The sequence below is a fragment of the Clostridium cadaveris genome (genome assembly GCF_020911725.1).
GTDB classification, from domain to species: domain Bacteria; phylum Bacillota; class Clostridia; order Clostridiales; family Clostridiaceae; genus Clostridium_X; species Clostridium_X cadaveris.
The window spans coordinates 1,560,728-1,573,885 of the sequence record NZ_CP076620.1 but is presented as its reverse complement, the minus strand read 5'-3'; the positions used below and the strand labels follow the sequence as shown (position 1 = coordinate 1,573,885).

The window sequence follows — 13,158 nt, the reverse complement described above, 5'->3', positions numbered from 1 at the left end:
GCTATATGATTTTTACATCTTATAGCTTATGGGATAATATAATTTTTATTTTATTATTAATCTACAGATTTAAGTGATTCAACCATTTTTACAGCCTTAAGTTTGTAGTACATAGCCCAATTTACTAGTGCTGAGAAAAGCATAGTTATTCCAAAAGCATAAATGTAACTAAACACACCTATAGTACGCCCAAACATTATCTCATTTGGCTCAGCAGTTACCATTATAAATCTATGAAGGAACACTCCAAGGATTAAACCTACTAATATTCCTATTATAGTTAATAGTACATTTTCTTTGTATACATAAGCTGAAACTTCCTTATCATAAAAACCTAGAACTTTTATAGTGGCTATTTCCCTAAGTCTTTCACTTATATTTACATTAGTTAAATTGTATAGAACTACAAATGCCAAAGCTCCTGCTGCCAGTATCATAACTATTACCACGTAGTTAAGACTCTTTATTGTATCACTGTACGTTTCTTTTACTCCTGAGTTAAAGTAAACTCCAGCAACATCTTTTTTCTCAAGAAGTTCTTTTGATATACTATCTTCAACAGATTTTGTTGTATCTTTTATCTTTGCAACTATTTGATTGCCTTTAAAATCTCTTTCATATAGGCTTTCATAAGTTGACCTACTCATAAATGCATAATGAGATACATAGTTTTCTACTATACCCGTGACAGGAACGGAAATTCTTTTATTGTTCTCATCGTTTATATTTATAGTATCTCCCTTCTTAACACCAAGCTCTTTAGCAAGCTTTTCTGCAAGAACTATGCCGCCTTCATCTAGAGATACTTCTTTCTGTGATGTACGAACTCTTAAAATATGAAACTCCTTAAACTTTTCTACATCTTCAGGAATTACTAGTGAAGCTTCTTTGCTTTTATCGTGAAAGCTTATGTCTGTATTTTTTGTTTTATACATCATACTATCTTTTATTCTGTCATCATCATTTAAATACTCTCTTAAAGCATTTTCATCCTCTGTTTTAATATTAGAATCTAGAGAAACTGACATATCATAAGTTATTATTTTTCCATACTCTATATCAATTATAGCTCGTATAGAATCCTTTATACCAAATCCAGCCAATATAAGAGCTGTACAGCCTGATATACCTAATACGGTCATAAGGAATCTCTTCTTATATCTAAATATATTTCTTGCTGTAACTTTTTCAGTAAATTTTAGTCTCTTCCAAATGAAATTGCATCTTTCTAAAAGTATCTTCTTACCAACCTTGGGTGCTTTAGGTATCATAAGAAGAGCAGGTGTTTCTTTTAATTCTTTGTAGCATGCACCTAGAGCTGCTAAAGTAGTTGTTAAAACTGCTGCTAAAGTAGCAATTATAGCATAAAACATATTAAATTGAAGTATCAAATCTGATACGGTAAACATTATTCCATAAGCATCAAAAATTACTGTTGGGAACAATATAAATCCTATAGCAAGACCAAGTATACTTCCTCCTATACTTGCAAGAGCTGCATATAATATATACTTTGATGCAATATCTCTTTTTTCATAGCCTAAAGCCTTTAATGTACCTATGTCAACTCTTTGCTCATCTACCATTCTTGTCATTGTTGTAAGACATACTAGGGCTGCTACTAAGAAAAAGAATACTGGAAACACTTGAGCTATAGCCTTTACTCTGTTAGCTGCATCTTCATAAGACACATATCCATAATTCATATCTCTATTAAGCACATACCAGCTTGGTTCTTCTATGCCTTTTATTTTATCTTCGGCATCTAAAATCCTATCTTTGCCATCCTTTAGTGTAGCTTCAACAGAAACTTTATTCTTTTCATATTCTTCTTTTCCTTTGGCTAATTCTATTCTACCATTTTCAATATCTCCTCTAGCCTTTTTAAATTCAGCTTTGCTTTTAGATTCACCTTCTAAAAGATTAGCTTTTTCTGCATTTAGCTGTTTTTCTGCTGCATCTAATGATGCTTTTGCTGCATTAAGCTTAGCTTCTCCTTCTTTTAGCTCCGCTTCTTTAGATGCCAGCTCTATTTTTGCCTTTTCTAAAGCTGGTTTTGCATAAGATAATGCACTCTCTATAGTCTCAATTTGAATCTTTATCCTTTCTTTTTCTATCTCAGGAATTGAAGGATCTTCAAGCTTTTCTTTTAAATCTAAAAGCTCTCTTTCTTGTTTTTCTATTAAGGCCTCACCTTGAGAAATGGCTTTTTTTGCATCTTCAAGCTGAGTTTCTGCCTCTGCTTTCTTTTCATTAAAAGTTTGAAGCTGAGCTTCATATTGTGCTTTTCCTATTTTTAAATCCACTTCTGCATCTTTAATTTTTTCTTTTCCTAATTCTAAACTTTCGTTTACTTGCCGCTCCTTTAAGTTTAGCTCTTTTTCACCTTTATCTAGGTTCTTATTTCCTTCTTCAATCTTATCTAAAGCATTCTTGAGTTCTGATTCTGCTTTTAATTTTCCTTCTTCATATTCTTTTTTCTTTTCATCTAAGGTTTTGGTTGCTTCTTTTATAATTTCATCATATCTAAGCTCTGCTCTTTTTTCACCTATGGACTCAATCTTCTTTGTAACATCATCTCTGAGCTTTTCGTATTCATCTCCATAAGTAAAGAGCTCCTTAGCTCCTTTTAAAATCACATTGGCCTCAGTGTATACAGGAAGCTTAAAATCTTCTTCTGGTATCATTATATACTGAGATACCTTTCCACTTCCAATCTTGCTGTTTCCTTTTTCATAAGTTACATAATATGGGCTGTTCACTACTCCTACAACTTTGTATTCATCAGTGTTCAAACTTTCTTTTATATCACCACTATTACCAAGAGACAATTTTATAATATCTCCAAGCTTTATAAATTCTTTACCAAAAGCATCTTCTTCAACTACACATTCTCCTGACTTTTCTGGAAGTCTTCCCTTCATAAGTCTAGGTCTATTTATGTAGCTGTCATCCTCTAAAGACTTGCTAATAGGAATACTGTGAACTCTAAGGACAGATTGGCTGCTACTTCTTACCGCAATAGCATCAAGAGAATAGCCTGGCATTACTGCTTTTACTTCATCCAAATCTTCTATAGACTTTATATCATCTTTATCTAGTCCTAATGTAGACATTATTTGAAGATCCATAAAATTATATTTATCAAAATACCTATCTGCTGTTGCTTTCATGTCTGGCGCAGAAGCATTTATTCCTGCAAAAAATGACACTCCTAAAGTTACTATAAAAAATATAGATAAGAATCTTCCCAAAGACCCCTTTATTTCTCTCAGAGTGCTCTTAAATAATGGACTTTTCATTCTACCACTCAATCCTTTCCACTGGTGTTGGATTTTCATTTATGGTTATGCTATGAACTTTTCCGTTTTTTACCCTTATGACTTTATCACCCATAGGTGTCAAAGCAAGGTTGTGAGTTATAACTACTACAGTCATACCCATTTCCTTATTCATATCTTGAAGAAGCTTAAGTATAGACTTTCCTGTATTGTAATCTAACGCTCCTGTCGGTTCATCGCAAAGTAAAAGCTTTGGATTTTTTGCTAAAGCTCGGGCTATAGCAACTCTCTGCTGTTCTCCACCTGAAAGCTGTGCTGGAAAATTCCCTTTTCTGTGTTCAAGCCCTACTGCCTCCAGCATCTCCTCAGCATCTAAAGGATTTTTGCAAATTTCCGTTGCCAATTCTACATTTTCTACAGCTGTAAGGTTTTGAACTAAATTATAAAATTGAAATACAAAACCTATATCATATCTTCTATAAGTAGTAAGTTCTACCGAATTAAATTTACTCACTTCATTTCCGTCTACAAACACTTTTCCAGAACTGACACTATCCATTCCCCCCAAAATATTTAAAATTGTACTTTTCCCTGCGCCGCTGGCTCCTGCAACTATTACAAATTCTCCTTTGTCTATAGAAAAGTCAACCCCGTTTAAAGCTTTAATTTCAACTTCTCCCATCTTATAAATTTTTTCCACATCGGAAAATTCTATATACTTGCTCATACAATTCAATCCTCCATATATCTCTTTTAATGCTAACTTTTCTTAGTTTTATTATACATAATATGATTATATCATCCATATAAAATTAATAGTTATGTTCAGAAAAAATTAATACATATAGAAATAACTGTCTAAAAATAGATTTTTAATCTCTACTTATAGACAGTTATATTACTACAATAAATCCAAACAGTTTATATTCATTTTATAGGTAACATCTTTTCTCTCAACTATAACATTTATTTTTTTCTTTATATCATCATCTTCCATTATTCTAGTAAGAAGTTCTCTTGTTGGATTTATAGCATAAGGTATTCCAACATTTTGGAACATAGTAAAATCTCCTGATGTATCTCCATAAGCATAACTATTTTCTAAGTCTACATTATACTTTTGTGACATCTCAATAATAGCTTTTTGTTTGCTTTCAGAATCCCACATAGGTATTATATTTGAATTATAGGTGTTGTCTTCATTAAGTCCATATATAGTTCCTCTAAAATCATCCATATTGTACTTTTTGCTCATTTCTCTTACAAGTTCTATAGGTGATCCTGATATGGCTATAACCACATGTCCCTGCTCTTTATGCCACTTTATTCTTTCTCTTGTAAATGTATAAACCCTATCTCCTTTTTGTTCTATTACCTTCTTTGCAATATAGTCTATATGATATTTATTTATTCCGCTTATAGCTTCTTTGTATATATCAACCATTTTCAAAAGATAGTCGTCATAATCTCCTTGTCTTTTGTCCCATTTTATAAAAGACGGACGAACGTCTCTGTACCATTTATTTTCATCAACTAATTCATATTTTATTATTTTTTTGAAAACCTCAGTTATAAGTCCCTCCCTATATATAGTTCCATCAATATCAAAAAATGCAGCTATTTTTTTCATAATCAATTTCCTCCATTTCTACTTTAAAAAAATATTATGTTTCTTTAGTACATACTTGAAAATTTATACTTACTATATCATAATTTATATAAAGGAGACAAATATATGAAAAATAATAATAAAATCAAAAAATTTTTTATAATATTACTTTCCGTTATTGTAATATTATCATCTATATTAATGTTTTGTTACTATAATTATTTTTATCCTAAAACTGAAACAAAATCCATAAATTCTAAAATCAACTTATCAACTTCAGATATAGCTTTAAAGTTTATTCCAAAGGACTTTAAATTTTCGCTTAGTGAAATATCTGTAGAGTCTCGAACAAAATTTACGGAAGAAGAACTTACAGATATTTTTATAACCACTATTAATGAGCTTCCTGAAGCTAAAGAATATCTAAATGGTATTTCAGTTAAAATATCAGATGACCATATAACAATATATCTTAATGGAAAGTATCATAATCTTCCTATAGGAGGAAAACTCTCATTTACTGCTTACAATAAAGGTGAAAAAGGTATTTTTCATTATGAAGAAGGGAAAATAGGATTTTTTAACATTCCTAAAGAAGTTTTATTTGAAAATCTAGAAGATAATTTATTTTTTCAATTTAATAAAGACAGCGGTGATATAATCTTATCTTTTCCTGCTTTAAATCAACTACAAGTAACAAAAGTTAAAACAGTGAATAAAGCTCTTGAAATTGATTTTAAAGGAATTTTATCCTTAAAAAAGTAGTCTGTACTTTAAAAGTGCAGACTACTTTTTTAATCAAGGTGCTACATAAATCCAGCATCTGAAATGGAATCATAATATTAATTATATAGCAAGTCATATAGCCTTGATATCTTTTCATCTAAGAGTTCTAAGCTAATATTTCTAGCTTCTCTTAACACCTCTTTGCCATTTATGTATATAGCTATTGCTGGCAAAGTGAATATACTTAGTTGAGAAGTGATTTCTGGATGTTCATCTCCATCAATCTCAACTGCTTTCATCTTAGGATATTTATGCATCATAATCTTAACCTTGCCTTTCAGCACAGTACATACGCTGCACATTCCTCCACTACTGTATACCAGTAACATGGGGTTTTCTAGGACCTCTTTGTCTAGTTCCTCCATGGAAGTCAAACATTGCATAACATCACCCACCCTAAGCATATTTTCACTACATACTTTTTGTAATATTTATTTATATTATACATATATTTTTTAATTTTATTATATGTTGTGTATATAGTGCTTTGTTTAATTATACAGTAAAATCAAAGTAATTCAAACATTTTCTATTCATTATTTATCTTTTGAATAAATCCCCTATGATATTATAACAAATTCATAGAGGATTCTTTCTTACTTAAAACATTTATATTCATTTATTAAATGTAACTTGTTTCGGAATTTCCTTCCCTGACTCTACATACGCCATTAACGCTGCTCCATTCCATGGTTCAAGTTTTGGTGGTGATAAAATACAATTAATGTTTTCCTTTTCTATAAGCTTTCTCATTGGCTCCAATATAAAATCTCCAGCTTTAAATACACTTCCTGTATAGGACACTATAAAATCATCCTTAAAGTCTAATTCCTGAGATAAAGATTTTATATGCCTGAATAACTCTCCGGCTGCTTCCTCATATATTTTTATGCATTCTTCTACTCCTTCTAAAGCTCCTAAATATGTGGTTTTAGCAACAGATGCTATGTCAGTTCTAGAAAGATTATATTTATTATAAACCATATCAACTATTCCAAAATATTTATCGATTCCATATTCGTTATCTACTATATCTACAAGTTTAGTTCTTGGTTTTCTTCCATCTTTCTCTTTAGTATATTCATTTAAAAGCTTTATAGCAATCCAATAAGCTCCTCCATCATCACCTATTGAATATCCCCAGCCACCACATCTTGCAGTCTTTCCAAATCTATTTTTCCCGAAAGCTATACTTCCTGTGCCTGCAACTATATTTATGCCTTCTTTGCAGCCTGTACCTGCCGCCCATCCAGCAACGCAGTCATTATCTGCTCTATAATTAACTCCTTTTAGTATTTCTTTAAGAGCATCATCTATAATCTTCTTATCATTTTCGCTTTCACCATATCCAGGAATAGCAAGAAAAATATTTTCTATTTCACTCAAGGAAATTTTTGCTCTGTCACATATATCATGAACTGCAGTGGTAATTTCTCTTTTAAGTCCTTCTATGCCAATCTGGTGTATATGAATGGTTCCTCTTTCTATATCTACTTTTGTATTAAAATTTTCATCAATCAAAATATATCTAGTTTTTGTTCCTCCACCATCAACACCTAAGTAATACATAACATCCCTCCTTAAAAGATTGTTACTTGATCCTCTTCATTAAATACATGTAATTTTTCTATATTCATAACGAAAGATACGCTTTCCTTATTTTCTAATCCATCTTCTTCAGGTCTCTTTATAGTTATATTTCTATCCATTATCTTTGTATAAAGAAATACTTCAGCTCCTAAATTTTCAGAGACTTCTACCTGTGCTTTAAATACTGGACTTTCTCCCTTAAAATCATCATTTACGCAAACTATATTTTCAGGTCTTATTCCTACTAGTACATTTTTGCCTATATTATTTGAGGCTTTTAAAAGTCCTGTTCTTTCAGATGACATTTCTATTTCTTTTCCTAATGTCTCAAGGTAAACATTGCCATCTCTTTCAATTATCTTTCCATACATAAAATTCATTTGTGGACTTCCTATAAATCCAGCTACAAATTGATTTGCTGGATGATTATAAATTTCTTTTGGAGTTGCAACCTGCTGAACCACTCCATCTTTCATAACAACAATTCTAGTTCCTAAAGTCATAGCTTCTGTCTGGTCATGGGTTACATATATGAATGTACTATCGAGTTTCTTTGAAAGTTTTGATATCTCAGTTCTCATTTGAACTCTTAGTTTTGCATCAAGATTTGATAAAGGTTCATCCATTAAGAATACTTTAGGATTTCTAACTATAGCTCTTCCCATAGCTACCCTCTGTCTTTGTCCTCCAGATAATGCTTTTGGTTTTCTCTCTAATAAATGCTCTATATCTAATATTTTTGCCGCTGCCTTTACCTTTTGATCTATGTCTTTTTTGTCTACCTTCCTTATTTGAAGTCCAAAAGCCATATTGTCATAAACAGTCATATGTGGGTATAATGCATAGTTTTGAAACACCATGGCAATATCTCTATCCTTTGGCTCAACATCATTAACAAGCGTATCACCTATATATAATTCTCCTTTAGTTATATCTTCTAAGCCTGCTATCATTCTTAATGTTGTTGATTTACCACAACCTGAAGGTCCAACAAAAACTATAAATTCCTTATCCGCTATTTCTAAGTTGAAATTTTGGACTGCTTTAAATCCATTGTCATAAATCTTTTCTATATTTTTTAATGATAAACTTGCCATATCTATACACTCTACCTTTCACATGAAATTCAAATATCTTTATAATTATGGGGATGTCCATTTTATAAACACCCCCATATCTGTTAAATTACTTAATTATTGCTGATCTAAGCTTGTCACTAGCTTCAACAAGAGATTTTTGCCAATCTGAAACTGTCTTCTTTCCTGTCATTATTGAGTCTATTGTTCCAACATATACATCTGAGTAGTTTAATCCTTCTACTGGTGTTGTTGCTACAAAGTTCTCTATAACTGGTAGTGCTCCCTTGTCATATACTTGGAATAATTCAACTTGTGTTGGATCTAAATAAGATTTTGCTAAATCTATAGCACCCTTAACTGGTACAACACCCTTAGCATTTTCAGCTATTATCTTAACAGCTTCATCGCTATACATATAAGCCATAAATTCCATTGCTAAATCAGCATTCTTAGCGTCTTTTGGTACATACATTTGTTCTATAAAGTTAACGGAGTATTGCTTTCCACCATCCTTAGTTGCTGGGTAAGCCATGAATCCCCACTCAAAACCGTCTGCTCTTGGAGCATCTTTCATTTCGCCTGGTAACCAACTACCATTTGGTATAAATAAAGCTTTGTTATCTAAAACTAATTGTTGATTCTTCTTAAAGTTCTGATTATTTGCATTTGCAACTACTGATGGCTCTAAATAATCCTTCATCTTTGCAATTGTTTCTAATCCCTTTTTAGCTGCTTCTGTATTCCAGAAACCTTCACCATAACTATATAGTGCTTTTACAGCATCTTGTCCGCCTTCACTTGCTATGATAGGTGGAAGTGCACAGTCGAAATATCCTGCTGTTGCATATGAGAATAATGAAATTCCATCTTTCTTTGCTTTATCTCCTAATGCGAACATTTCATCCCAAGTCTTTGGAACTTCATATCCTTTTTCTTTAAATAATGCTTTGTTGTAGAATAGCCCTGTTGGTCCGTAGAATAATGGTGCTAAATATGTTTTTCCATCTCCATATGGGCTTGTTACTGAGTTTCCTACAAAGCCTGGTAATAGCTTGTCCTTAACTTTTACACTTTCTCCTGGCACTGTCATATCTAATAAAGCTGATATGTCAGTTAAAGACTGTTCTTTTATAAAAGTTTCAGTTAGCGCATCTGGTCTTCCAGTTGCTAAATAGATTAAATCTGGCACATTACCTGCTTGAATCTGAGGTCGTATAGTTTCTTCTAAGTTAGAAGCTACTGTAAGCTCTACAGTTACACCTTCATGAGACTTTTCAAAGTTTTCTTTTAACTTTTCCCAATAAACTTTTCCATATCCTCCCTCAAATGCTGCAATCTTAAGAACTTTTTTATCTGCTGCTGCATCTTTATCTGCCTTTTCACCACAGCCTGCAAAAACTGATACAGTCATTAAGGCACTTAGTAAAAGAGCAATACTTTTCTTTTTCATATAAATTTCCCCCTTTAAATATGGTTCTTTTTACTATTGGTTATATTTTTATTATATTGCTGTGAAAACGTTATTACTATAATTATATTGCTTGGTTTTATCCACATATTGCTATTGATACTTTTTATTGTATAAGTATAGTTCAAACAATATTAATGCTAAACCAAGGAGCATTATAAAAAGTCCAGTATATCCATCTATAAGCTTTCCTTTTGTAACCATGATTAATGACATTATGAATATAACTGCATAGATTATCTTCTTTGCCATATCTCTTCCCCCTTAAAAGGTTAAATAATATCAAGCCATTTTATCTCACAAGGTTTAAGTATTATCTTTTGAATATTTCCACATCCATCATAAACTGTAGTTTCCTGCTCTTCATTTGAGTTATTTATAATAGCATATTTCTTGCTTTCTAAATAAGCAGATACTTCACAATTGATATTATCAGCATACCACTTCTTTAAGTCATTTTCTTTGTTAGCAGCATAGTATAAACTTCTCATAAGTATACGGCTGTTTTGAATTGAATATGGAAGTCCTGCTATATATACGCATCTGCCTTTACCATAGCTATTAGCACTCATAAGAAGGTCCCCACCAACATAAGATATTATCTCTGTGTTTTTGCTTAAAGCATATACATTCTGCTTTCCTTCGCCAAAATCTAAAGGATCAGTAACATCTTCAGTTATAAAGTGATGCTCTAATTCTTTTGTAAAGTATTTATCCGAGCTCAATGAGAATCCAAGTTCTTTATCTACACCTAAAGCATCTGCTAGCTGGAAGTAATGGCCTTCATTTAATTCTGCAGTTGGTTCTCCTACTCCTACAAAGCCTCCGCCATTATAAATCCATTCTCTTATTTTAGTTATAACCTTTTCATCAAGCCATTCACGTCCTCCGCTAAATGAAGTTCCCGCATCTCCTGCATTAATAACTACATCTATGTCATCTAAAACGTTGCTGCTTCTAATATCATCAAAGCTTATAAAACTTACATCTACACTCATTCCGCTTAATGATTCTAATATTCCAAGATAAGAATAAATTTGCTTATACCATAGAGCATGTGCAACCATGTGAGTCTGCCAGCTTCTAAGTTTACCCCAAGAATTTAATATAGCTACTTTTAAACCACAATACGGTTTCTTACCATCTATATTATCATAAATTTCTCTAAATTCCTCGCATACATTGCTAATATACTCAACAAATTTAGGGAATTTATACGCTAATGATAAATATCCACCATATCCTATTCTGTCAACTGGTTTTCTCATTATAGCTCTACGTGCGGTTAACCAGTTTTCTCTTGCCTCTATAGTGGGATCATTTCCTTCATAAAATGTATCTGGGAAAAAGTATGGAAGAAATCTCCCTTCAGTATATTTGACTCCTGGTATTTCTGAAATCATTCTCAAAGTAGCACCGCCACCTACGGATCCTACAACTGCATCAAGACCTATATTTTCAAAATACTTTCCATAAGGCTCAGTTCCAATCCAGTTATCACCAAGGAACATCATAGCTTCTCTTCCTTTTTCATGAACTATATCAACTAATTTTTTAACATTTTCAGCTACAAACTGTTGCTGGAAATCCATGTAATCCAAATATTTTTTACTTGGAACTCTAAAAGAGCTATTGTAATATCCTTGATCTATTATGTCTTCTGCTCTAAGCTTATATCCCTTTTTCTTTTCAAAGGCTTTTAGAGCTTCTGCACTTACGCTTGAACTATATCCAAACCAATCAACATACTTTTCTTTTGCAAGATTATTAAATACTAAAGTAAAATGATAAAAGAAAGTTGTGAATCTAACTACATTAGTTTCTGGGTGCTCATCAAGCCATCTGTGCATAGCTTCAAAAATATGAGCATTAGTCTTTGGATTTCTTATATCAAAAGGCATTTCGTGAGGCTTATCTCCCCAGTTATTTGTTATGTGATTGTACATTTGTGTTGAATCCCATATGCAGTAAGCTAAAAATGAAACAGTGTATTCATGCCATTTAGCTACATTTTTTATTATAACCTGCTCATTTTCCTCTTGATACTCCCAATTTTTAGCATCAACCACTTCTCCAGTAGTTCTATCTATTACTTCCCAAAATTCCTTTATATCATGAATAGTATCTGGTTTTATTTCTTCTTTAAAATAATCTTCCATTATATTTATCTTTAAAATATCTTCATGAGCTACTTTATGCTTTGTCATAAGATAAGTTTGTTGTAATTCGTCCATATGAGCCTTAGCCCATTCATTGTCTCCACGTGCTACAAAATATGTTGAGTAAATTTTTTCTGCAAGACCACTTATTTCTTTAGGCAGCTTAAACCCGTCGCAATCACGTATTGCGTCTGCTCCCCACTTTTCAACTATTTCTATCGTTTCTTTTATGAAATCATTATCTGTAGGGATAGTTACTCTTCCTTTTTTTGCGTTATTTTCTTTTATCATTCCTTTATTCCCCCTATTGTCATACCTTCAGTTAATTTCTTTTGAACTAAAATGTAGAGTATTATTGTTGGTATCATTACAATTACAAGCCCTGCATACATTGCTCCATAGTCAGTAGCAGTTTTTTGTACCTGCATAAGATTTATAAGTCCAAGTGGCAAAGTTTTTGAGCCATTTGGAAGAAGGGTAAGTGCTATTATATATTCATTCCAAAAGGCTAAAAAGTTAAATAATATCACTGTTATTATGCTTGGTTTAGCCATTGGAATTATTATTTTTATAAGCGTTTTAAAGTATCCACATCCATCAATATAAGCAGCTTCTTCATATGCTTTTGGTATGGATTTTAGATAACTTGATAGTAAATAAATTGTGAAAGGAAGAGCTGTTGCCGCATAAATTATAGCAATTACTATTCTGCTATCTAAAAATAATGTCATACTGGCTGGCAGTGAAAAAATCTGCCTTACAATCTTTTCTCCACCTACAACTAATAAAAATATAGGAACTACTATATAATTAACGTTTATAAATAATCCTGCAGTAAATAAAGTGTTTATAACTTTTTTGCTTTTGAACTCAAATCTGGATAGAGTATATGCAGCAGGAATCGATACAACTAAAAGTATTGCCAAAGCTAGTCCAGTTATTATGATTGAATTTAAGAAGTACTCTCCCATGTGAGCTTCCACAAATGCCTTTTTAAAATTTTCAAAATAGAAACCTTCAGGCAGTGCCCATGGATTTCCATAGAATTCAGATTTATGTTTAAAAGATGCAAGGATTGACCATCCTAGTGGTACTATTATGCTTAAGGCAAATAGTATCAAACAAAAATATATAAAAAATTTGTAGAGCTTTTTCCCCGATACATCTTTTAGTTTTTTCTTCATAT

The 13,158-nt window shown here is 31.9% G+C and carries 11 protein-coding genes; 1 reads left to right on the top strand and 10 read right to left on the bottom strand.

The genetic code is table 11. The features are described 5' to 3' along the window. Window positions 1-56 precede the first annotated feature (56 nt). From KQH81_RS07300 to KQH81_RS07290, 3 genes are all read right to left on the bottom strand, one after another. Window positions 57-3,302: an ABC transporter permease gene (locus tag KQH81_RS07300; RefSeq protein WP_027638048.1), complete on the bottom strand. Its 3,246-nt coding sequence runs from the start codon at window positions 3,300-3,302 to the stop codon at window positions 57-59. A 1-nt stretch (window position 3,303) separates the two neighbouring features. Continuing rightward, complete coding sequence (locus tag KQH81_RS07295; protein ID WP_027638047.1) at window positions 3,304-4,008, bottom strand: ABC transporter ATP-binding protein; 705 nt, start codon at window positions 4,006-4,008, stop codon at window positions 3,304-3,306. Between the two features lie 174 nt (window positions 4,009-4,182). Further along, on the bottom strand, window positions 4,183-4,911 hold the full coding sequence (locus KQH81_RS07290; RefSeq protein ID WP_027638046.1) for an HAD-IB family hydrolase: 729 nt from the start codon (window positions 4,909-4,911) through the stop codon (window positions 4,183-4,185). Between the two features lie 105 nt (window positions 4,912-5,016). Between KQH81_RS07290 and KQH81_RS07285 the strand changes: the two genes are divergently transcribed. Then, entirely contained in the window at window positions 5,017-5,655 is a 639-nt protein-coding gene (locus KQH81_RS07285; protein ID WP_027638045.1) for a hypothetical protein, read from the top strand. Between the two features lie 77 nt (window positions 5,656-5,732). Here KQH81_RS07285 and KQH81_RS07280 read toward each other — a convergent pair whose 3' ends face one another. The 7 genes from KQH81_RS07280 to KQH81_RS07250 form a co-directional block, all read right to left on the bottom strand. Continuing rightward, window positions 5,733-6,059, bottom strand: coding sequence for a thioredoxin family protein (locus tag KQH81_RS07280; protein ID WP_027638044.1), 327 nt, complete (start codon window positions 6,057-6,059; stop codon window positions 5,733-5,735). Between the two features lie 232 nt (window positions 6,060-6,291). Then, window positions 6,292-7,245 carry an N-acetylglucosamine kinase gene (locus tag KQH81_RS07275; protein ID WP_027638043.1) on the bottom strand — a complete coding sequence of 318 codons (954 nt, stop codon included), beginning with the start codon at window positions 7,243-7,245 and terminating at the stop codon, window positions 6,292-6,294. A gap of 11 nt (window positions 7,246-7,256) precedes the next feature. Then, window positions 7,257-8,363 carry an ABC transporter ATP-binding protein gene (locus KQH81_RS07270; RefSeq protein WP_027638042.1) on the bottom strand — a complete coding sequence of 369 codons (1,107 nt, stop codon included), beginning with the start codon at window positions 8,361-8,363 and terminating at the stop codon, window positions 7,257-7,259. Between the two features lie 88 nt (window positions 8,364-8,451). Beyond that, window positions 8,452-9,795, bottom strand: a complete 1,344-nt coding sequence (locus tag KQH81_RS07265; protein ID WP_027638041.1) for a carbohydrate ABC transporter substrate-binding protein — start codon at window positions 9,793-9,795, stop codon at window positions 8,452-8,454. Window positions 9,796-9,906: 111 nt separating this feature from the next. Next, window positions 9,907-10,065: a DUF6903 family protein gene (locus KQH81_RS07260; protein WP_168972401.1), complete on the bottom strand. Its 159-nt coding sequence runs from the start codon at window positions 10,063-10,065 to the stop codon at window positions 9,907-9,909. 20 nt (window positions 10,066-10,085) lie between these two features. Further along, window positions 10,086-12,263 (bottom strand): 1,3-beta-galactosyl-N-acetylhexosamine phosphorylase, encoded by a 2,178-nt coding sequence (gene gnpA, locus KQH81_RS07255; RefSeq protein WP_027638040.1) that lies wholly within the window; start codon window positions 12,261-12,263, stop codon window positions 10,086-10,088. Then, a complete protein-coding gene (locus tag KQH81_RS07250; RefSeq protein WP_027638039.1) occupies window positions 12,260-13,156 on the bottom strand; it encodes a carbohydrate ABC transporter permease in 897 nt (298 codons plus the stop codon). Before KQH81_RS07250 ends, gnpA begins: the two co-directional genes overlap by 4 nt. Between the last annotated feature and the right edge of the window lie 2 nt (window positions 13,157-13,158).